Annotated in this window: 21 protein-coding genes; 17 read left to right on the plus strand and 4 right to left on the minus strand. The window is 44.7% G+C overall.

The window, feature by feature from the left end; translation table 11 throughout:
- The first annotated feature begins 555 nt into the window (after positions 1–555).
- From F6K46_RS26175 to F6K46_RS26185, 3 genes are all read left to right on the plus strand, one after another.
- On the plus strand, positions 556–2,427 hold the full coding sequence (locus F6K46_RS26175) for an anhydro-N-acetylmuramic acid kinase (protein WP_293117499.1): 1,872 nt from the start codon (positions 556–558) through the stop codon (positions 2,425–2,427).
- A 404-nt stretch (positions 2,428–2,831) separates the two neighbouring features.
- Positions 2,832–3,278: a hypothetical protein gene (locus F6K46_RS26180; protein ID WP_075901690.1), complete on the plus strand. Its 447-nt coding sequence runs from the start codon at positions 2,832–2,834 to the stop codon at positions 3,276–3,278.
- A 235-nt stretch (positions 3,279–3,513) separates the two neighbouring features.
- Positions 3,514–5,046 (plus strand): serine/threonine-protein kinase, encoded by a 1,533-nt coding sequence (locus F6K46_RS26185; RefSeq protein WP_293062509.1) that lies wholly within the window; start codon positions 3,514–3,516, stop codon positions 5,044–5,046.
- Between the two features lie 276 nt (positions 5,047–5,322).
- Here F6K46_RS26185 and F6K46_RS26190 read toward each other — a convergent pair whose 3' ends face one another.
- Together F6K46_RS26190 and pntB are read right to left on the minus strand one after the other, a co-directional pair.
- Positions 5,323–6,141, minus strand: coding sequence for a tetratricopeptide repeat protein (locus F6K46_RS26190; RefSeq protein WP_293062510.1), 819 nt, complete (start codon positions 6,139–6,141; stop codon positions 5,323–5,325).
- Between the two features lie 239 nt (positions 6,142–6,380).
- A complete protein-coding gene (gene pntB, locus F6K46_RS26195; protein WP_293062511.1) occupies positions 6,381–7,844 on the minus strand; it encodes a Re/Si-specific NAD(P)(+) transhydrogenase subunit beta in 1,464 nt (487 codons plus the stop codon).
- A 75-nt stretch (positions 7,845–7,919) separates the two neighbouring features.
- Here pntB and F6K46_RS26200 point away from each other — a divergent pair, with 75 nt between their 5' ends.
- From F6K46_RS26200 to F6K46_RS26210, 3 genes are read left to right on the plus strand one after another with little or no spacing between them, the layout of a single operon-like run.
- Entirely contained in the window at positions 7,920–8,045 is a 126-nt protein-coding gene (locus F6K46_RS26200) for a hypothetical protein (protein ID WP_293062512.1), read from the plus strand.
- A gap of 8 nt (positions 8,046–8,053) precedes the next feature.
- Positions 8,054–8,254: a hypothetical protein gene (locus tag F6K46_RS26205; protein ID WP_293062513.1), complete on the plus strand. Its 201-nt coding sequence runs from the start codon at positions 8,054–8,056 to the stop codon at positions 8,252–8,254.
- A complete protein-coding gene (locus F6K46_RS26210) occupies positions 8,196–8,438 on the plus strand; it encodes a hypothetical protein (RefSeq protein WP_293062514.1) in 243 nt (80 codons plus the stop codon). The genes F6K46_RS26205 and F6K46_RS26210 overlap by 59 nt, the downstream gene beginning before the upstream one ends.
- 1 nt (position 8,439) lies before the next feature.
- Here F6K46_RS26210 and pntA read toward each other — a convergent pair whose 3' ends face one another.
- Positions 8,440–10,065 (minus strand): Re/Si-specific NAD(P)(+) transhydrogenase subunit alpha, encoded by a 1,626-nt coding sequence (gene pntA, locus F6K46_RS26215; RefSeq protein WP_366510767.1) that lies wholly within the window; start codon positions 10,063–10,065, stop codon positions 8,440–8,442.
- Positions 10,066–11,212: 1,147 nt separating this feature from the next.
- Between pntA and F6K46_RS26220 the strand changes: the two genes are divergently transcribed.
- The 11 genes from F6K46_RS26220 (at position 11,213) to F6K46_RS26270 (ending at position 19,926) form a co-directional block, all read left to right on the plus strand.
- The gene (locus F6K46_RS26220; protein WP_293017287.1) at positions 11,213–11,746 is read left to right on the plus strand and encodes a DUF2808 domain-containing protein; all 534 of its coding nucleotides are present in this window, start codon (positions 11,213–11,215) and stop codon (positions 11,744–11,746) included.
- Positions 11,747–12,954: 1,208 nt separating this feature from the next.
- Positions 12,955–13,497, plus strand: a complete 543-nt coding sequence (locus tag F6K46_RS26225) for a sigma-70 family RNA polymerase sigma factor (protein WP_293062516.1) — start codon at positions 12,955–12,957, stop codon at positions 13,495–13,497.
- Between the two features lie 186 nt (positions 13,498–13,683).
- Positions 13,684–13,959: a hypothetical protein gene (locus F6K46_RS26230; protein ID WP_293062518.1), complete on the plus strand. Its 276-nt coding sequence runs from the start codon at positions 13,684–13,686 to the stop codon at positions 13,957–13,959.
- Positions 13,947–14,072, plus strand: coding sequence for a hypothetical protein (locus tag F6K46_RS26235; RefSeq protein ID WP_293062520.1), 126 nt, complete (start codon positions 13,947–13,949; stop codon positions 14,070–14,072). Before F6K46_RS26230 ends, F6K46_RS26235 begins: the two co-directional genes overlap by 13 nt.
- Positions 14,073–14,273: 201 nt before the next feature.
- Positions 14,274–14,411 carry a 50S ribosomal protein L34 gene (gene rpmH / locus F6K46_RS26240; RefSeq protein WP_044494288.1) on the plus strand — a complete coding sequence of 46 codons (138 nt, stop codon included), beginning with the start codon at positions 14,274–14,276 and terminating at the stop codon, positions 14,409–14,411.
- A 128-nt stretch (positions 14,412–14,539) separates the two neighbouring features.
- Complete coding sequence (rnpA, locus tag F6K46_RS26245) at positions 14,540–14,947, plus strand: ribonuclease P protein component (RefSeq protein WP_293062522.1); 408 nt, start codon at positions 14,540–14,542, stop codon at positions 14,945–14,947.
- Positions 14,937–15,332 carry a PH domain-containing protein gene (locus F6K46_RS26250; protein ID WP_293017280.1) on the plus strand — a complete coding sequence of 132 codons (396 nt, stop codon included), beginning with the start codon at positions 14,937–14,939 and terminating at the stop codon, positions 15,330–15,332. The genes rnpA and F6K46_RS26250 overlap by 11 nt, the downstream gene beginning before the upstream one ends.
- A 208-nt stretch (positions 15,333–15,540) precedes the next feature.
- Positions 15,541–16,710, plus strand: a complete 1,170-nt coding sequence (gene yidC / locus F6K46_RS26255; protein ID WP_070394092.1) for a membrane protein insertase YidC — start codon at positions 15,541–15,543, stop codon at positions 16,708–16,710.
- Between the two features lie 6 nt (positions 16,711–16,716).
- Positions 16,717–17,211, plus strand: coding sequence for a R3H domain-containing nucleic acid-binding protein (locus tag F6K46_RS26260; RefSeq protein WP_293062525.1), 495 nt, complete (start codon positions 16,717–16,719; stop codon positions 17,209–17,211).
- A gap of 184 nt (positions 17,212–17,395) precedes the next feature.
- The gene (locus tag F6K46_RS26265) at positions 17,396–17,911 is read left to right on the plus strand and encodes a YceD family protein (RefSeq protein WP_293062527.1); all 516 of its coding nucleotides are present in this window, start codon (positions 17,396–17,398) and stop codon (positions 17,909–17,911) included.
- A gap of 500 nt (positions 17,912–18,411) precedes the next feature.
- On the plus strand, positions 18,412–19,926 hold the full coding sequence (locus F6K46_RS26270) for an AAA family ATPase (RefSeq protein ID WP_070394089.1): 1,515 nt from the start codon (positions 18,412–18,414) through the stop codon (positions 19,924–19,926).
- Between the two features lie 4 nt (positions 19,927–19,930).
- Here the strand turns inward: F6K46_RS26270 and F6K46_RS26275 are convergent, their stop codons facing one another.
- Entirely contained in the window at positions 19,931–20,086 is a 156-nt protein-coding gene (locus F6K46_RS26275) for a hypothetical protein (protein ID WP_293062532.1), read from the minus strand.
- Positions 20,087–20,284 lie beyond the last annotated feature (198 nt).

Below are 20,284 nucleotides of genomic sequence, written 5' to 3' on the forward strand. Positions count from 1 at the left end.
TCTTTCATTCAAAAGCACCGATTGCGCTACTTGAGGTGCTGCGCGAACAGTAGCGTGGCACAGGCTTCGACCCTGTAAGGTAGCGCTAATCGCTGACCGCTGAAAGCTGACGGCTGAATGCTTACATTATTTGAGTTTCTGTTTTCCGGATACAGTGGCAGAAATGGTGGAGTTAAAAGAAGTAGATGAAATTTAATTACCACCCTGAGCCGTTCCTTCGGGCTTAGGGTTTTTTGGCGGCACTTTCCGCCAAAATCCAACGATTACCCAAATCTTAAAATAGCTAAGCTAAAGTTATTATCAACTTATTTTGATTCCTGCGCTTAAAGTCTTAGGGGTTTTGTTATTGTTAGGTGGTAATATTAGAAATGAACAATAAATAGTTAGCGATAGACTAACTAAACATTAATTACTAGTCAGTAGCTAACATAAGGCTAAAAATAAACCTGTTTTTATTTTCCCTCTCCTCCTATCCGTTACATCCGTTACCCATCAGTTGCAGTATTTATCCTATATTGGTACTTTTAGCTTACCTTAACCCAACACAATTTTAAGATGACCCGTGTAATTGGCTTAATGAGCGGTACATCTGTAGATGGCATCGATGCTGCACTAGTAGAAATTTCTGGCTCAGACTTAGATTTAAAGATTGAGCTACTGGCTGGTGCTACCTATGGCTACCCCACTGAACTCAGGGAGAAAATTCTAGCTGTCTGTACTGGCACTCCCCTATCCATGGCCGAATTGGCAGCATTGGATGATGCGATCGCATTTCAATTTGCCCAAGCAGCATTGGCAATTGGGAGTGGTCATCCCCCCGCTGAGTTAATTGGCTCCCATGGTCAAACAGTATACCATCGACCATTAGGGGTCAAGGGTGTTCGCGTAGCGTGGCCTTTTGGCCAAGGTTTTTCCGAGTTGAAAGTTGACAGGTTGAATGTTGAAAGTTCTTCCGAGTTGAAAGTTGGCCGGTTGAATGTTGTTCGCGTTCGCGCAGCGGAGGCCGAAGGCCACGCTACGCGAACGGCTTTGCCGAAAGCGTGGCCTTTTGGCCAAGGTTTTCCAGACAACCTGCAACCTGATAACCTTCAAGCTGGTAACCTACCCTTCTCGAACGCCAAAGGCGAACAACCTGCAACGGAAACTAACCTTGGCCAAAAGGCCACGCTACGCGAACAACCTGATAACCTTCAACCTGATAACCTTCAACCTACTAACCTTGGCCAAAAGGCCACGCTACGCGAACAACCTGATAACCTTCAACCTACTAACCTTGGCCAAAAGGCCACGCTACGCGAACAACCTACTAACCTTGGCCAAAAGGCCACGCTACGCGAACAACCTGCTAACCTTGGCCAAAAGGCCACGCTACGCGAACAACCTGCTAACCTTGGCCAAAAGGCCACGCTACGCGAACAACCTGCTAACCTTGGCCAAAAGGCCACGCTACGCGAACAACCTGATAACCTTCAACCAGCTAACCTTGGCCAAAAGGCCACGCTACGCGAACAACCTGCTAACCTTGGCCAAAAGGCCACGCTACGCGAACAACCTACTAACCTTCAACCAGCTAACCTTCAACCTGTAACGACTCTGGGATATAGCCTTCAACTGGGACGGGGAGAGGTGATTGCTGAGATTACCGGTATCAAGACCATCAGCAATTTCCGTGTGGCTGACATTGCTGCTGGGGGAGAAGGTGCGCCTCTGGTTCCTAAGATAGATGCCTGTTTGCTCCGGTCATCAACCCATAACCGATGTATCCAAAATATTGGTGGTATTAGTAATGTTACTTACTTGCCAGTTAGTCAAGGGAACTGGTTGGAACAGGTATATGGCTGGGATACTGGTCCGGGGAATGCCCTGTTAGATCTGGCTGTCGAGTATTTTACCAACGGTAGAAAAACCTATGATTACAATGGAGAGTGGGCAGCGAGTGGCACTCCCTGTGAGGCTCTGGTCGAACAGTGGCTTGCTCAAGAGTTCTTCAAGATACCGCCCCCAAAATCTACCGGACGAGAGTTGTTTAGTCTAGATTACCTCAAGCAGTGTTTGGGAGAAAGTGAAGCCTATAACCTTGCTCCTGCTGATTTCCTGGCAACACTCACAGAACTCACTGTTGCCTCTATTGTTGAGAGCTATCGCAACTTCTTGCCTCAAATGCCAGATGAAGTACTCTTGTGTGGTGGAGGGGCAAGCAATTTATACTTGAAGCAACGGCTGCAAATTAGACTAGATTCGGTGCCAGTATTAACCACTGACCAGGTTGGGTTAAGTCGGGATTTTAAAGAAGCGATCGCATTTGCTGTTTTGGCTCATTGGCGTAACCTCGGTATTCCGGGCAACCTTCCTCAAGTAACCGGAGCTTCAGAGGCTGTATGTCTAGGAAACCTGTATTCTCCGAGATCGCAACACCAGTCATCCTAAAACTGGGTATTTTAGCGATGCAGAGGTGCGACCCGTGGCGAATTTAATTACGGGTCAAACGCACCATTACGGTCTTGGGGAGGTCACGTCACCTGAACTTGCTAATGGTGCTTGAGATGACCGTGAGGCAGTGCCGACCTGCGGGGGTTCCCACGGGGCTTACAAGGTGCGGACGCAGGTTCCGCACACAGCCCCTCCCCATGAGCAACTTGAGAATCCCCCGTGGGTGAGTTTGGAGCAGAGTTCAACTAGTTTGTCTGTTGATCCGTAGGAGTTGGGCTACTCCCGGAAGTTTGCCAATGGTATAACCTGAGGGGGTAAACCCCACAACCTTAAGGATAGCAGCTAAAATGAGTGGGGAACGTCAGAGGGTAATATTTCAGTAACAGATAAAGAGTAACACTGTGGCTCACACCTTTTTATTGGAGGCAGGACGCTGGACACTTCGGGGCAATTGGCTGGAACGCAATGGAAAATTAATTGTAGTCAGAGGTGGGACTATGGTTACCTGGAGTCGTGAAAACTGGTTTACTATGGTCACAAGACTGGTGTTTCCCAATAGTGAACGGGAGGATATCTCTTGCCAGTATCTAGGGCGTCTTGATACTGGCGAGCCGAAGTATACCTTTGTCTTACAACACAGCCTCCTAGGTCGTGTCGAGGGAGAAGGCTGGGTGGCTCCAGAATCCATTGTGCAACGGTATTGGGTATTAGGGGATCGCCAACGACGCAGTGGTTTTGAAACCCGGTATCAACGTAATGAAAATATATACTACCTCTCCAGTAGCATTATGGCAGGTCATTATCTCAGTAGCACAATGGAAGCAACTTTGAAACGTCAGCAAAAATAGAAGTATTCTGGAATTAAGGGAGTTTTAAAAGCAGTACGCCTGTGACCATTGCTACCAGCGTTCATCTTGTTTATTCCTTAGTCAGTTTTATCCTTAATCTTTAGTCCTTAGTCCTTTGTGATCCACATTAAGTCTACTAGTATTTACAAATGACCAATGACCAATGACCAATGAGCGATGACTAGTGACTAATGATTCATGAACACGTTACATTCGGGATCTCACCAAGGAACTTATGATCACAGACCCTAACAAAGGTCGTCTACTCGCCAATCGCTATGAACTGGTCAAGTTGATCGGCAAAGGTGCTATGGGTCAAGTGTATCAAGCCAAAGATACGCTCCTCGGAGGTGTAACTGTTGCTGTCAAATTTCTCTCCCATACATTATTGAACCAAAAAATGCGCGATCGCTTTGAGCGCGAAGCAACAATTTGCGCTTTGCTTGGTGAGAAAAGCAATCACATCGTGCGAGTTAGGGACTATGGCATAGATGAAAACGATATTTCCTTCTACGTCATGGAATACTTGGCAGGGGTAAATTTAAGCGCAATAATTCACACTAAAATCCTATCCTTACCCCGATTTTTGCATATTGCCCGTCAAATTTGTCTGGGATTACAATGTGCTCACCAAGGCATTGTATTTAAAGGCACACTCACTCCAATTGTGCATCGTGATATTAAACCCAGTAACATTATCGTTGTCGAAGATTCCTCCTTCGGTGAACTGATCAAAATCCTTGACTTTGGCATTGCTAAGCTTCTTCAGTTTGATGGTTCTCAAACCCATTCTTTTATGGGTACCCTAGCCTATTGTTCACCGGAACAAATGGAGGGAAAGGAACTGGATAAACGCTCTGATATCTATAGTCTAGGGGTGATGATGTTTGAGATGTTAACTGGTCACATGCCCATTCTTCCAGAAGATCATTCCTTTGGTAGTTGGTACAAAGCTCATCACTTCAGCCCACCTAAATCCTTTGCATCGATTAACCCCAAGCTAAAGCTGCCGAAGTCCCTAGAGAACCTAATCATGACCTGTATAGCGAAAGAGGTATCTGATCGTCCTCAAAATGTCGGGATTATCCTACGAACATTGGATTCATTAAACGAAGGTCATGATCGCGGTCGCTATCTGGGTCATCGGATTCAAACAATACTATCCGAGAAACCTCTGAGTAAGGCAACACAAATACTTCCCGTATCAGGGAATGATATTTGTCGGCGAACCTCCTGGCCCGATGACAAGCCTAAAGCATCTATTGTCTTTCCTAAGATAATTCGTACAACTAGCACAACCTTTCCTACCCTCTGGGTGATGCTCACTAAAGAAGAGATTGAGAACCGTCAGGTTAGTACACGCTACAACCAATTCTTGTATGTGATGGTACCTCATCCAATGCTGCTATGGATTACCGCAGTACATAATCGCTACCACGGTGCTTGTTGGCTTCCTTGCTACTTAGACCTCAAAACAAATCATGGTCAGAACATAATCAGACTTTTGGGAGATACTGGATATTACCGTATTTTGTTTTTTGCCAAATCAGAACCAGAATACTGTGCTAATATAATGACCTCAACCATTGCTCCTGCGCAACGCCAGCTATTCATCGATTGGGCGAATTCGTCTAAGACAATAAACTCAACTAATCAAGCAATGTTGAGCAAACGCATACTTAAGCAAGAGTTTGAAAAGCTGAAGCCAAAGATTTTGATGAAGTTAGAAGCTGCTCATACAGATTACCCTACTGATATTTCAGGTTAAAACTTGTTACTGGCAACTTGTTACTTTAAAAGAGATTTATTTTTTTTATTGGTTCTTCAGTACCTTTTATGCTAAAGTTCCAGTTAAAAAAACTCATAAAGCTTACTGTACAAGGAAAATTATGCTATTCAACTAACAAAAGTTACTGAATACAGCCTCTTCCCACTGTTCCCTATTCCCTGTTCCCTGTTCCCTATTACAGACTGTTTATTTAGCATAACAATTACGGAAGAGCATTCTTATTTTCGATTTTCCCTATTAAACCCTTAGCCAAAACTAATATAGGGATAGCATCAACTCCCGCTGATACTTTTTCGTCAGGGGATGGTCATTACCCAGCACATCAAACACCGCAATCATGGATTTTCTTGCACCATCATCTCTATAGTTACGATGTTTGCTGACGATTTCTAAAAAGATTTTCAGGGCTGCTTCATAGTGTCCCTCTACAACTAACCGAGATGCCTGAGCAAATAACTGATCTAATTCACTTTCCCCAATAGGATTCGCCTGCTGCTTAAATTGAATCAATGCTCTGATTGCCTGAGCTCTGGGGAAATATTCTCGATCATTGTATTGAATGGTTTCTAAGAGTATGGTTGCCTCTTCTGGCTCATTAATGTGAACCAAAAAATTGGCCACTTCAATGACTAAACTTTGATTCTCTGGATACTTGGCAATTAGCTGTTCAAACAGCTGTTTGGCTCGGGATATATCCTCAGTTGCCATGGCAACCCGAGCTTCTTCTAGTCCAATGTCTAGCTCAGACTTCAGATTTAACCTAGCTAACATTTCCCGCAACTGAATTTCTGGTAAAACCCCCACAAAACCAGGAATAATATCACCATTGGTGACAATTCGGACATCGGGGACTCCCTCAATTTGAAAGTTATTTGCTAAATCTTGGTTGCGGTCAATATCAACTTTGGCTAAAACAAAGTCATATTCTTTAGCTAGTTTCTCTAAGGTTGGTTTGAGCAGTTGACAGGGGCCACACCATGTAGCAAAGAAGTCTACTAATACAGGCTTCTCAAAAGACTTTTCTAAAACTTCAGTGGCGTAGTTGCTGCTAGTAACGTCTACAGAAAAACCCATATCAATTATTTCCGTTATCTTGCTGTTGAAATGAAAGATAAAATGTAAGCATATGCGCTACGCGCAGGCTACGCCAACAGCTAATGCTTACGAAGATAGGGAAGAGGAAGAAGGAGGGGAGAATAGCAGGGAATTTGTACCAAAAAATATTCCCTTTCCACACTCCTAACTTCCCCCAAACTCGATATCAAGTCAAGGTTAGAGCCAAAATCCGGGTGTTATTTGCCTCTAACCCTTACTCAGCCTGCAGAGGATGTAGCTAAGACTTTTCCTGAGCTAGATGCTGCACTGTCCCGGCTAGATTCTACGAGCTTGCCTAGGATAGCGCTAACGTTAGTCTTGGCATCACCGAAGAGCATATTGGTGTTTTCTTTGAAGAACAGGGGATTGCCAACGCCAGCATAGCCACTGGACATTCCCCGTTTCATCACCACAACTGTACCAGCTTTCCAAACCTCTAAGACTGGCATCCCAGCAATTGGGCTACTGGGGTCTTCCATGGCACTAGGGTTAACGGTATCATTAGCACCAATCACGAGTACTACATCGGTTTCTGGGAAGTCCTCGTTAATCTCATCCATTTCTAGAACGATATCATAAGGCACATTTGCCTCAGCTAGCAGCACGTTCATGTGTCCTGGTAGTCGTCCAGCAACTGGATGAATGCCAAAGCGAACATTGATACCGGCATTCCTCAAAATCTTGGTAATATCGGACACCGGATGCTGAGCCTGAGCTACTGCCATGCCGTAACCGGGAACAATCATAACACTCTTGGCCCCTTGTAGCAGCTCTACGGTATCTTCTACTGTGGTCTCGGTGACTTGACCTTCCGGCTGATCACCACCTTTAGCTTTAGCTGTAGTTCCTGCACCTTCGCCGAAGCCTCCTAAAATCACGCTGAAGAAGGAACGGTTCATGGCTCGGCACATGATGTAGCTGAGGATAGCACCACTACTACCTACTAGGGCACCAGTGATAATTAACAGGTCATTGGACAGCATAAAGCCTGCTGCTGCAGCGGCCCATCCGGAATAACTATTGAGCATGGAGATGACCACTGGCATATCAGCACCCCCAATAGCAGCTACCAGGTGGATGCCTAACACTGATGCGATCGCAGCCATAATCAACAGGGGTTGCAGACCAGCCGTCCCCTCTGCTGTCATGAACTGGTAACCCAGCCCGATCACAGCCCCAAGCATAGCCAGATTGAGTACGTGGCGTGCTGGTAACATTAGGGGTTTGCTGCTGATGATAGCTCGTAGTTTCCCAAAGGCTATCACTGAACCGGTGAAGGTAATTGCCGCAATGAACACACCAATATAAATTTCTAACTGGTGAATAGTTACTTCTGCACCCGTTAGGGATTCCCCCCCTTGCAGGTAATTGGCAATACCCACCAGTACAGCTGCAAGACCGACAAAACTATGGAGAATTGCTACCAGTTCTGGCATGGAGGTCATGGCTACCCGAGATGCCACGATCGCACCAATAATCACTCCTGGCAGAATCATCCCTCCCAGAGTGAGGTATGCGGTTACATTGCTACTTAGGGCAGTGGCAACAAAAGCAATCAGCATCCCAAGAATGCCGTAAATATTGCCTTTACGGGCGCTTTCCTGGTTAGACAATCCCCCCAGGCTGAGAATGAATAAAGCACTAGCTGCAATATAGGCAACTGTCAACAGATTATTTGACATAGTCTCCTTAGTTTTATGGTGTTCAACGTTAAGGTTGAAGGTTAGTTGGTTGAATGTTTAAGGTTAGTTGGTTGAATGTTGAAGGTTAGTTGGTTGAAGGTTAGTTGGTTGAAGGTTGGTTGGTTGAAGGTTAGTTGGTTGAAGGTTAGTTGGTTGAAGGTTAGTTGGTTGAAGGTTAGTTGGTTGAATGTTGAAGGTTAGTTGGTTGAATGTTGAAGGTTAGTTGGTTGTTAGCCTTTGGCGTTCGGTGTAGGGTAGCTGGTTTGGTTGAACGCGATCGCGTTCAACCTTCAAACCTTCAAACCTTGGCCTTTGGCCACGCGATCGCGTTCAACCTTCAAACCTTGGCCTTTGGCCACGCGATCGCGTTCAACCTTCAAACCTTCAAACCTTCAACCTTCAACCTGTAACCTTCAACCTGTAACCTTCAACCTTCAAACCTTCAACCTTCAACCTTCTCAAAACCTTCAAACCTTCAACCTTCAACCTTCAACCTTCAAACCTTCAACCTTCAAACCTTCAACCTTCAAACCTTCAACCTTCAAACCTTCAACCTTCAACCTTCTCAAAACCTTCAAACCTTCAAGGGTCTAACCTATTTCTGAAACATCTTGAGCATGCGTTGGGTTACGAGGAAGCCACCGGAGATGTTGATGGTTCCAACTAAAATTGCGATCGCACCCAGAATAGTAGTAGGTGAGGTAGCTGCGCCGGAAATTTGGAGCATGCCACCAATGATGATGATGCCGCTAATGGCATTAGTAACACTCATCAAGGGGGTGTGCAGGGCTGGTTTTACGTTCCAGATCACTTGCCAGCCTACGAAGCAGGCCAGGATAAATACCGTGAAGTGGGAGAGGAAAGAAGGAGGTGCTCCGATTCCCAAGCCAATTAGGGCGAGTCCCACTAACACTGGCCAGAGCAAGCCCATGATACCCTTTGACTTCTTCGTCTCTGGCACAGACTGCTCTTTAGTTACCGCAGTCTGGGGTTCCGGTGCCGGTTTGGGAGGTGCTGGCGGTGTGGGCCGCTTGGGTGGGGGCCAGGTTACATCCCCAGCGTTTAGGACTAAGGCTCCCCGAACCACTTCATCCTCCATATCGACACGGTAATTTTCACTACCACCCATGTCCTTGAGGAGATGACAAAGGTTGGTGCCATAGAGTTGGCTAGATTGAGTAGCCATACGGCTGGGTAGGTCAGTTAAACCAATGATGGTCACACCTTTGTATTTGTAGACCTCATTGGCTTTGCTCACCTCACAGTTGCCCCCTTGCTCAGCTGCCATATCTACGACCACTGAGCCTTCTTTCATACTCGCTACCATTTCTTCAGTGATCAGCAGCGGTGCTTTTTTACCGGGGATCAGGGCAGTGGTGATGATGATGTCCACTTCTTTAGCCTGTGCAGCGAACAATGCCATCTCCGCCTCGATGAACTCTTTACTCATCACCTTGGCATAGCCCCCAGATCCTGTACCGTCTTCTTTGAAGTCCAGTTCCAGGAACTCTCCCCCCATGCTTTCCACTTGTTCCTTAACCACGGGGCGGGTATCGAAGGCGCGCACAACAGCACCCAAACCTTTAGCGGTACCAATAGCAGCTAGTCCAGCTACCCCAGCACCAATCACCAACACTTTAGCTGGGGGAACTTTCCCTGCTGCAGTAATTTGGCCAGTAAAGAAGCGGCCAAAGTTATTGGCTGCCTCAATCACAGCTCGATAACCAGCAATATTGGCCATAGAACTGAGGGCATCCATCTTTTGCGCCCTCGTGATGCGAGGTACCGCATCCATAGCCAACACTGTAGCCTTACGGCTTGAAAGTTGTTCGAGCAGTTCTTGGTTTTGGGCTGGCCAGATAAAGCTGATTAAAGTGCCATTTTCCGATAGCAACTCAGACTCATGCTTGTTTAGAGTTGGATGCATCTGAGGAGGACGCACTTTTAGGACAATATCTGCCTCTGACCAAAGGCTATTGGCATCAGGAATGATTTGGCATTCTGCTTGTTCGTAAGCATTGTCAGGAAAATTAGCTGTCTCTCCTGCTCCCGATTCAATCAGCACATCAAAGCCAAGTTTCTGGAGCACCTTCGCTGTATCCGGTGTAGCAGCTACCCGGCATTCACCTGGGTAAACTTCTTTCGGGATACCAACCTTCATGCGAGTTTTGGTTGGCTGTAAATCTGACGTTTCAGCCTCTTTGGGAATGGCTAGGGTCATTGACTCTCCTTCAGTTGTCTAAATGGAATAAGGACGGAAAATTCATTGATCACTACAGTGGGTCTAGAGGCATCAGGCAAAGGATGTCCAGACCAGCCACTTTCAGGGGCTAAGGCCACCGTATCTCCTAACATAGCTTTTGGTCATGGGTGACAAATACTCCTTAGGTGAGGACAACAAGAATCAGGAAAACTGACGATAATAACTGTTTTCCGTAACTATTTTCGGTAAATAGAATCAGGTAACAACTTCTTTGAAAAATGTTGTCCCTTGTTGACAATCTATCCTTCTATTTCTTTTGATTTCGAGTGGTTTTTAGCAACTGGTAGCTTCTTCTTGCTGGGGGATGTTCACCCTGTTTAGAGGATTCCCAAGTTCAACTAGAACGGGATCAGTTTGCTCCCTGACACCGCCAATGCTTTTAAGCCTGGGCGATTAACTCACTTATGATCAGCTGACTGGCTTCCCATCTGTGCTACTTGTCCTTATATGCTACTTGTCGTGGTATCCAACACCAGGCATCGCCTCTTGCTGAATTTGAACTGCTGGCATCAATTTCTCTATATAAATTTCCCTGACTGTTCAAATACATGTTTCCCCATAACCGGATCTCTGTTTGGATCCTATGGTGATCTGCCAAAAGAGAGGATTATTTTTAACTTGTTTTAGGAATTGTGCTGTTGCACTCAGTTGTCGTAGGTAATCTTTACTAGTCAGATCGATTTATAGGTGATGGGGTGATGGGGTGTAGTGAGTGATTAAGGTGTAGCGATAGGGTTTGAAATTGGTATTAGGGTAAGCTATCAGCTATCAGCGATTAGCGCTACGCGCACGCTACTTGAGGTGCTATCAGCTATCAGCTATCAGCGATTAGCGCTACGCGCACGCTACTTGAGGTGCTATCAGCTATCAGCTGTGGGCCTGTGGCCAAGCTACACCGAACAGCTTTTGAATAAAATAAGCTGACCGCTGACCGCTGACCGCTGACCACTGACCACTGACTGCTGACCGCTGACCGCTGAATGCTTACGTATTAGGGATATATTGCGTATATATATATATTTTTTTTTGCGTATATATATATAAGTAGTACAGTGAAAAAACAAATAACTGTTAATTGTCAGCTCAAGTCAGCAGCATTAGATTTATGCTATCCACACAATCTTCCATCAAACGTCTGATTTCCGCGATCGCATTAGCTGGTTGTGTCTTGACCGGGCTATCGGTTCGGAGCTTAGCCCAGAGTAATCCCGGATTGGTACTCTGGAGTGGTGTTAAGCGGGAAAATATCCTGAGATATCACCTAGATTTTAACGGTGCCCCCAATTACTGGGATCGTTACCGCTTGAAGATTCCCAAGAAGAAACTGGAATTGGGAGTTGCTCAGTTTTCTATTTCTTATCCAGATTACTACGATGGTAAGTTCGACGTGAACAAAATTGAAGTGCGCGTTGACGGTAAATCCCTCCCGGTCTCTGAAGTAGTCTGGGACAAAGAGAATTATAGCCTTCAGATTTACATGGAAGAGCCAGTTCCAGCCAATGAAAATGTGGAATTAGTATTTTCCAATGTCAAAAACCCTGATGGGGGTACTTATTACTTCGTTTGTTATGTCTTAGCTGCTGGTGATATTCCACTACCCACTTATGTCGGTACCTGGATTGTGAGTATTGGTCGTTAATCTATTGTAGTTCTGAATTGGGTGAGATAAATCGTCCTAGGTTTTAGGGAGCAGGGAGCAGGGAGCAGGGAGTAGGGGAAAGAGTGTTGGTTTTCCGGTGTAGGGTAACCGTCACCCCGTCATAGCCTCTCCCCATCTCCCCAAAGCGCCCCCATTCAGAATTTAAATCGCTAACAGCTTATTCCCACTCCCCTCCTCACCACACCTGCCATACCCCCTTATTGATTAGACCTCCCAGGAAAACTAGCGAAGTCTATTGATCACTTGTGCTAATTTGATTTGTTTTTGATTTCTCTTTAATTTCCCTTTTGTCTACGTCAGTCATTATTTCGAGTCCCTTGGGAGTAGCCTTTAGGTGAAAAAGGTACCGACCGTTGATCATATAGACTGTGGTGATAGCTCCTATAGCAAAGATCAGGACTCCACAGAGCGGTAAGGTAATTTGCCAAACTGGGAAGTTGTGCTTACTTGGTTTTTTCTGTTGATTATTTAACATAGTGATTGAACACTTAGAGACGACTCTTGGAATAGCCACGATTTTCTCTTGAGTGCCTGCCTAGACGCTACAAACTATCCAGCAGGCTTTGACTCAGAGTAGAATTCCTACCCCAAAGAATTTTGGCGCAAAATTAGTACGCATGTTCTTTCACCGCCTACTAGCAGCTTTAGAGTCTGATTGCGAGGCTACATATTAATGTGCCTGTTCAAGGATTTCGTGACATTGACTGGCTCATTCCTATAGAGGTGCTACTATTCAAAATTCAAGCACCCTCTTTTTTTTTGGAAATTTTTTCGGGAGGGTGTCACACTTTCTGACCGTTCTGCACATATATATAGAAGAGGCAATCTGATGATTTGCGTAGCAGCATATTCTGCTACGCATAAAAAATAGTTCGTCTCTTCAAGTAGTAAATAGCGATAGCTTTTACTTCCAAACTAAATTAGAAATAGGAGACAGTGTCCAATGGCCAAATGTGAATATAAACTACCTAAAAATTATCATCTTATTGATAATAATCAACAACAAAAAATATATAAAGCTTTAATGATAAAACCACGTAACTTATAGGTCAATGAAAAATTCAAAAATATTGAATATTATCATAAACAGGAGGTCGTGTTCAATGTCACCATAGGAGACATAATAAATGACAATAAAAAAAACTTTAACCCCTAGGATAAAGTTTGAATCAGCGGTTCAACATTTATTGAAACAAACCTCTTTAGAAACTAATGAAGCAAAATATTATGCTGCATTATTCAACGGAATCAAGTCCAAACTACACCAATTTAATTTACCACATTATCAAATGTATGATGTAATTCATGAAACGTATTTGCGGGGAATAAAACTGCTAGACTCTGGCCAAGAGATTGAAAACCCTAGAGCCTGGATCAGGGCGACTTCCTTCAATGTTATCCGTGAGATGAGCCGGAAACAAAAAAAAGAGCAGTCATGGGACTCTAATTTAATAGAGCGTCAACTAGCACCAGAAGCCAGCAATAGCCTTTCCTCGGCAAACTCTGACGATGAAAACTTAAAGCTGTTGGAGCTAGCTCTTCAAAAGTTAGAGCCACAGGACTCCCAACTAATCGTGTTACGGCACATAGAAGGGTTATCTTGGCAACAAGTAGTGAGCCATCTAGCTTCTAAGGGAGAATATATTACTGAGGCGTCTGCCAGGCAGCGAGGTAATCGTTCCCTAAAGCGTTTGCGCAAAATATTTTTTGAGCTTAAGAAGCATAATTAGTAAACAAAATATTATGATTAGCTATAGCTAATTAGGGTGCGGAAACCGCTTGGGGGCATTCCTGATATGATTGCCCCAATCTTCCTTTATTACTTAAAATATATTTTTTAAACAATTTTCTTTGTATAATAATTTTTTTTACTAAAACTTTATCAAATAAAAATACAGGATAAATTCATAAAAATAATGAGCATAATTAAACAAAAAAAAAATAAATTAGCCCAAAAAATAGCAGAAGAATATAGCCAGCTAATAGCTCTTCCGGTTTTGTCTGAATTAGAGGCAAATCGGATGGCGGAAATCCTAGAGCTAGCTAATCTTAATGAATCCCTTAACTGCTTAATTGAGGAAATTGAAATGAGCGACTATTTAAAACTAGAAAAGTGGAATCAAGGTCTTCGGAATTTACTCAAGGTGGTTTCAACAGAAGAGCCATACCCAAGTACACCATGGCAGGACTAAACCATCTGAGGGGATGTCAGCATTCAGCGGTCAGTGGTCAGTGGTCAGTGGTCAGCCGTCAGCGGTCAGCCTTGTGGCACAGGCTTCTAGCCTGTGACGCTTCGACGCTGTGACCTAACTCATAAGCTGAAAGCTGAAAGCTGAAAGCTGATAACTGATAGCTGATAGCTGATAGCTGAAAGCTGATAGCTGATAACTGATAACTGATAGCTTGGCTTGATAGATCACCCCTTGACATGGTATGATCAACAATCAGCTATAGTTGGCAATCAATCCTTCATAGTATTCGTTAATAGTATTCCTCCAGCAAACCCATGACTCAACGCACTCTAGGCGGAACCAACCGTAAGCAAAAAAGAAAATCCGGTTTTCGTGCCCGGATGCGCACCAAAGATGGTCGCAATGTGATTAGAGCTCGCAGAAGCAAGGGACGGCGTCGTCTCTCGGTCTAGTCATCCAAGCATTGATGCCGACCTGCTGCAAGTGAAAGGTAAAAGGTTAAGAAACAGCCATTTCCAGTGGCTCTTCTGCCTTTATCTTGCTCAAGGAATTGATATTAATCAAGGATTAGAGTTAAGCATTGGGATTGCCTCAAGCCAATCGACTTAAGCACTGGCGAGATTTTAAGCAAGTATATCGCTCAGGTATTCGTCGTTCAGGGCGTTACCTAACATTACGGGGTTTACAACAGAGTACTATTCCCGCGATTGCCAAAGAAACCATTGCGCCAGAAAAATCCCTATCAAACAATCACCCTCCCTCCCGTCTTGGCATCTCCATCAGCCAAAAAGTCAGTAAGAAAGCAGTTGTTAGAAATCGGATTAAGCGGCAACTTCGAGCCGCCCTCAGGCAGTTATTACCACGCCTATCCCCCGGTTGGAAACTAGTCGTAATAGTAAAACCAGAAGCCAGAGAGTGCGAATATGCACAACTTTTGAGAGAATTAGAAAAGTTGTTGGTAAAAGCAGAGGTGTTGGATGGGCATTAGAGAAGATGTATTTTATGAGGGTGGCCCTCACCGGGGAGATCTGATCATTAGCATATTGTTGGCATTTACGATTATATTCATACCTCTAACCGTAGCTGCTATTGTCAGGGCTCTATGGCTACGGTATCGGATTACCAGCCGCCGCATATCAATAACTGGGGGTTGGCGGGGACGCGATCGCTCAGATGTGATCTATTCCGAAATTTCAAAGATTGCCACAGTTCCCCGTGGTATAGGAACTTGGGGAGATATTGTCGTTACCCTAAAAGATGGTAGCCGTTTGGAAATGCGGGCAATACCCCGGTTTAGAGAAATTTACGACTACATTGCCGAACGAGCAGCAGACAAAACAGGCAAAGCCGTTAGTGCCATCAAAATGATGTAGACAGAACATTGCCAAGAAAACCTTGACATCGGTCACTTGCCCTGATCTAGTCTTCCCTTTCCTACATCTGGCCACCAAAATCGGTTCAACTCCTTGATGTCAGTAGATATACCTGATAAAAGTCGGAAACCCGAACCGCATAGGGACGGAGATTAGTTACATTAGACACAGAAAACTTTACAATAGCGCCTAGGTTAACGTCAAACGAATGGACTTTGGTATCGGATTTATCTCCAACAACATCATGCTGCCAATCCTGGATTTCTTTTACGGGATTGTGCCTAGCTATGGTTTAGCCATAATAGCCTTGACCCTGGTGATTCGCTTTGCCCTCTTCCCTCTTAATGCTGGCTCCATTCGCAACATGAGGCGCATGAAAGTCACCCAACCCTTGATGAAGAAGCGGCAAGACGAAATAAAAGAGCGCTACAAGGATGACCCGGCTAAACAGCAGGAAGAAATGAGTAAGCTGTTTCAAGAGTTTGGCAACCCCCTAGCCGGTTGTTTGCCACTGTTGGTACAAATGCCGGTTCTGTTTGCCCTATTTGCCACCTTGCGGGGATCACCCTTTGCAAACATTAACTACGACGTCAACTTACAAATTTTTCCCCAAGAACAGCTGGAATATATCCAGCCTAAAGTCTTTACCACCAAACCCCAAAATATTTACATTACCGATGGCTTACATGAACCAGTCATCGCCCTACTTCCGGCAGGAAATAAGCTGGTAGTTGGGGAAAAAACCAAAGTAGAGTTTCAAACTGTTGAAGGTCAACCCTTAAATCAACTAATTGCTCAGCATCCAGAAACCGATATCACTCCCACTTGGCAAATAGTCAACGGAGAAGACCGCTTACGTATTCTTGAAGATGGGACACTAGAAGCCCTGATGCCTGGAGAGGTAAAGCTTCAGGGAACCTTAACGGGAATAGCTGCTAACAAAGGCTTTCTATTTATTGATGCTTTAGGAAGAGTGGGTGCTTTTGATGACGATGGCACTATCCACTGGGATATCGTAGGGATGATTCTATTCTTTGGGATCAGTTTGTACGTCAACCAGCTGTTGTCTGGTTCAGGTGCAGGTGCAGGGCAAGCCGGGGACCAGCAAAAGGTAGTTAATCAGATTACTCCAGTATTGTTTTCTGGCATGTTCTTATTCTTTCCCCTGCCAGCTGGGGTATTGATGTATATTGTTGTAGCTAATATATTTCAAACTATCCAGACTTTCATTCTATCGAGAGAACCTCTGCCAGAGAATTTGCAAGAAATAGTTGAGCAGCAGGAAAAAGAGGCAAAAAAACAAGCAGCTAAGTCTGGAGAGGGTCGAGAGGCATTGCCTTTTGAGCCCAAGCGTTCAAAGAAAAAGGCATCAAGTTAGTTTAGTATGGTAAATCAACATCAGGAGCGTGGTAAAGAGTGGTTAGAAGAACTCCTGCGATTATCTCGATTGCCCGCCAGTATAGAGGTAGCTGATGGTGAAGCTCCCCTAGGAGAGCGACCCAGCTACTGGTTGACAATCGATAATAGTCAACTGACCTCGAAAGACACTCAAACTTTAATTGGTCGGGAAGGGGAAGTTATCGATTCTATCCAGTACTTAGCCAATTCCCTCCTTAACTTGGGTCATGAAGAGGAAGAACAAGCCGTTTACGTAATCGATATCGATAGCTATCGAGCCAGACGGCAAGTGGAACTTCAAGCGATCGCTGAACACGCTGCTATGAAAGTCCGTCAGACCGGGAAAGAATTTGAATTGAAATCCCTATCGGCAGCAGAGCGGCGTCAAGTCCATACCCTATTCAAGGCTTTTGAGGATTTAGAAACTCTTAGTCGAGGGCAAGAGCCAGACCGACGACTGGTGGTGCGTCGCAGGTATTGACAGATTAAGAGTTTTTATTCTATCACTGCTGATTGCACTTGGGATTCTTCCCATCACCTGACTAACATAATGCATTAACTCTATATAACTATTTAAGTCTATAAATGGTCGCTTTTTGCTGAGTGTTTGAGAAGCTCAAGGTTAACCATCAACGCTTAACAGTCAACTGCAAAGGATAAGCATTATGGAGGCTATCTATATTCCTGAGTTGCTCAAATTACCAGAGCAAATAGAAGTAACTCCGGTCAATCAATTCTTGGTGGATTTACAGACACTGACTCCAGTTCGAGGTCAAGTGCAAGTGGCTCATCAAGGAAATTACCTGGAGGTCTGTGCTCAAGCAGAAACGATCATTACCTTGACTTGTCACCGCTGCTTAAAACAGTACAACCACCGCCTAAGCATCGATACATCCGAATTAGTTTGGTTAGCTTCCTCAGCTGACCAACTGTCGGATGAATCCCTAGAGGAGGAGATAACGTGGGATGATTTACAAGAAACCCTTCCAGCTCAGGGGTATTTTTATCCAGACACTTGGTTATACGAACAACTATGTCTGGCAATTCCGCCACGGCAGCTGTGTGACCAAGAATGTATAGGTATCCAGATTAAGAATAACAGTGAAGCAGAGTTACGGGATCAACTACGGGATCAACGTTGGGGCGCTCTAGAATCCCTGAAGAGAAAACTTCCTGGATAGTGAGTTGCCTGGTAGTATAATGCTGAAGGGGAAATTGGTCAGGGAGTTACTAGCAGCAGAGCCGTTATCCAAGTTTCTTGGAAATAAAAATGCTATGTTTAAGGTTTAAATATTTATTTATAGCATTAACTTTTTGAGTAATTGGCTCCTATATAGGAATTCTATATCCCATAAGGTATAAATTGATCCCCCATTATCCCCCTTAATAAGGGGGACTTTGAGGTTGCAAAGCTTACCTCATAACTGCGAGAAACGCTATATAAAAATCCATGTAGGAATTGTCATAATTTTTGATGGCATATTCCCGTCTTAATGCAGTCGCTCATGGGGGAAACCACGGCAAAGCACGACTGGGGGAAACCCCCTTTGGCCGCTTAGGTGCGCTTGACCCGTAATTTAATTCGCCACGGGTTCCTACTCCCTGCTCCCTACTCCCTGCTCCCTACTCCCTGCTCCCTACTCCCTGTTCCCTATTCCCTGTTCCCTGTTCCCTTTGCTATATGAATTTCAATGACGAGTTTGAGCTTCTGCTACGTGCTCGCTACCCTTTGTTATATATTCCCACTCTAGAAGAAGAGCGAGTAGAAACAGCGATTAAGCAATCCGCTAAACGTTTGGGTAATCGTGGTGTCTATATCTGGGATTTTGTGGATGGTTACCAAGGAAATCCTAATGATATCGGCTTTGGACGCCGCAATCCCTTACAAGCCTTAGAATTTTTAGATAGAATTGGCGAAAGTGCTGCTGCAATCTTTGTATTAAGAGATTTTCACCGATTCTTAGAAGATGTATCAGTTGCTCGTAAACTCAGAAATCTGGCACGTACCCTCAAATCCCAGCCTAAGAATATAGTTATCGTTACCCCCCAAGTGTCCGTCCCCTCGGATTTAACGGAAGTCCTGACAGTGTTGGAATTCCCCTTACCAACGGCATCGGAAATTAAAGCTGAGGTGAAACGTTTGTTGGGGGCAACGGGTCAAAATCTGACTGAAAAAATCATTGATGAGCTGGTGCGCTCGGCTCTTGGTCTTTCCTTAGAAAGAATTCGTCGAGTATTAGCTCGTGGGATTGCCTCTAATAATGCCATCCAACCTTCAGATGTAGAACTGATTTTAGAAGAAAAGCGCCAATCTATTAGGCAAACCCAGATCCTAGAGTTCTACCCAACCCAAGAAAAAATTTCCGACATCGGTGGCTTAGACAACCTCAAAGACTGGCTACTGCGACGGGGTGGAGCATTTACAGAACAGGCGCGACAATACGGGTTACCCCATCCTCGTGGTTTACTATTAGTGGGGATTCAAGGAACTGGGAAGTCCTTAACTGCAAAAGCGATCGCAAACCACTGGCATCTACCCCTGCTACGTTTAGATGTCGGTCGTCTATTTGGTGGCTTAGTAGGGGAATCAGAATCCCGTACTCGGCAGATGATTCAGCTAGCCGAAGCTCTCGCTCCCTGCATCCTCTGGATTGATGAAATTGACAAAGCCTTCTCTGGTCTATCCTCTAAAGGGGATGCAGGCACAACAAGTCGTGTCTTTGGTACCTTTATTAGCTGGTTAGCTGAGAAGAAATCCCCAGTGTTTGTGGTAGCTACTGCCAACAATATCCAAGCCTTACCCCCAGAAATGCTCCGCAAAGGTCGATTTGACGAAATCTTTTTTGTTGGTTTGCCCAACCAGGAAGAACGTCGTGCTATTTTCGATCTACACCTATCCCGGCTGCGACCTCATAATCTCAAGAGTTACGCTTTAGACCGATTAGCCTACGAAACCCCTGATTTTTCTGGGGCAGAAATTGAGCAGACCCTGATCGAAGCCATGCACATCGGCTTTAGCCAAAACCGAGACTTCACTACAGATGATATTCTAGAAGCCGCTAGCCAAATTATCCCTTTAGCACGGACAGCCCAAGAGCAAATCCAATTTTTACAGGATTGGGCAGCTGCCGGAAAAGCTCGTATGGCTTCTCGCAATACTCCCTTAAATGATCGGATTCAGCGCCAACTCCAGTAATTAATTATATATAGCAGTTCTCAATTGGGTCAGAGACTTCATCCTGGGTTAATTGGAGTCGGGAGTCGGGAGTCGGGAGTCGGGAGTCGGGAGTTGGAAGTAGCGCTAAGAAAATTAACTTGATCTCATAAGTATGATCAACGCTATAGATTAATGTCAACTAGATTAATGTCAACTAGATTAAGTGAGGATTTTATCCTTAAATTTTGGTATAACACCCTAACAACCTGTTAACCTTCAACCTGTTAACCTTCAACCTGTTAACCTTCAACCTGTTAACCTTCAACCTGTTAACCTTCAACCTGTTAACCTTCAACCTGTTAACCTTCAACCTGTTAACCTTCAACCTGTTAACCTT

Source organism: Moorena sp. SIO3E8 (assembly GCF_010692445.1).
Taxonomy (GTDB): Bacteria; Cyanobacteriota; Cyanobacteriia; order Cyanobacteriales; family Coleofasciculaceae; genus Moorena; species Moorena bouillonii.

Excerpts from the sequence above, each read along its gene's own strand:
- F6K46_RS26185 (WP_293062509.1), top strand. The coding sequence starts at position 3,514 with ATGATCACAGACCCTAACAAAGGTCGTCTACTCGCCAATCGCTATGAA.
- pntB (WP_293062511.1), bottom strand. The coding sequence starts at position 7,844 with ATGTCAAATAATCTGTTGACAGTTGCCTATATTGCAGCTAGTGCTTTA.
- F6K46_RS26220 (WP_293017287.1), top strand. The coding sequence starts at position 11,213 with ATGCTATCCACACAATCTTCCATCAAACGTCTGATTTCCGCGATCGCA.
- F6K46_RS26270 (WP_070394089.1), top strand. The coding sequence starts at position 18,412 with ATGAATTTCAATGACGAGTTTGAGCTTCTGCTACGTGCTCGCTACCCT.
- F6K46_RS26250 (WP_293017280.1), top strand. The coding sequence starts at position 14,937 with ATGGGCATTAGAGAAGATGTATTTTATGAGGGTGGCCCTCACCGGGGA.
- pntA (WP_366510767.1), bottom strand. The coding sequence starts at position 10,065 with ATGACCCTAGCCATTCCCAAAGAGGCTGAAACGTCAGATTTACAGCCA.
- F6K46_RS26230 (WP_293062518.1), top strand. The coding sequence starts at position 13,684 with ATGAGCATAATTAAACAAAAAAAAAATAAATTAGCCCAAAAAATAGCA.
- F6K46_RS26175 (WP_293117499.1), top strand. The coding sequence starts at position 556 with ATGACCCGTGTAATTGGCTTAATGAGCGGTACATCTGTAGATGGCATC.
- F6K46_RS26260 (WP_293062525.1), top strand. The coding sequence starts at position 16,717 with ATGGTAAATCAACATCAGGAGCGTGGTAAAGAGTGGTTAGAAGAACTC.
- F6K46_RS26265 (WP_293062527.1), top strand. The coding sequence starts at position 17,396 with ATGGAGGCTATCTATATTCCTGAGTTGCTCAAATTACCAGAGCAAATA.
- F6K46_RS26235 (WP_293062520.1), top strand. The coding sequence starts at position 13,947 with ATGGCAGGACTAAACCATCTGAGGGGATGTCAGCATTCAGCGGTCAGT.
- F6K46_RS26205 (WP_293062513.1), top strand. The coding sequence starts at position 8,054 with ATGTTGAAGGTTAGTTGGTTGTTAGCCTTTGGCGTTCGGTGTAGGGTA.
- F6K46_RS26200 (WP_293062512.1), top strand. The coding sequence starts at position 7,920 with ATGTTGAAGGTTAGTTGGTTGAAGGTTAGTTGGTTGAAGGTTGGTTGG.
- yidC (WP_070394092.1), top strand. The coding sequence starts at position 15,541 with ATGGACTTTGGTATCGGATTTATCTCCAACAACATCATGCTGCCAATC.
- rpmH (WP_044494288.1), top strand. The coding sequence starts at position 14,274 with ATGACTCAACGCACTCTAGGCGGAACCAACCGTAAGCAAAAAAGAAAA.
- F6K46_RS26190 (WP_293062510.1), bottom strand. The coding sequence starts at position 6,141 with ATGGGTTTTTCTGTAGACGTTACTAGCAGCAACTACGCCACTGAAGTT.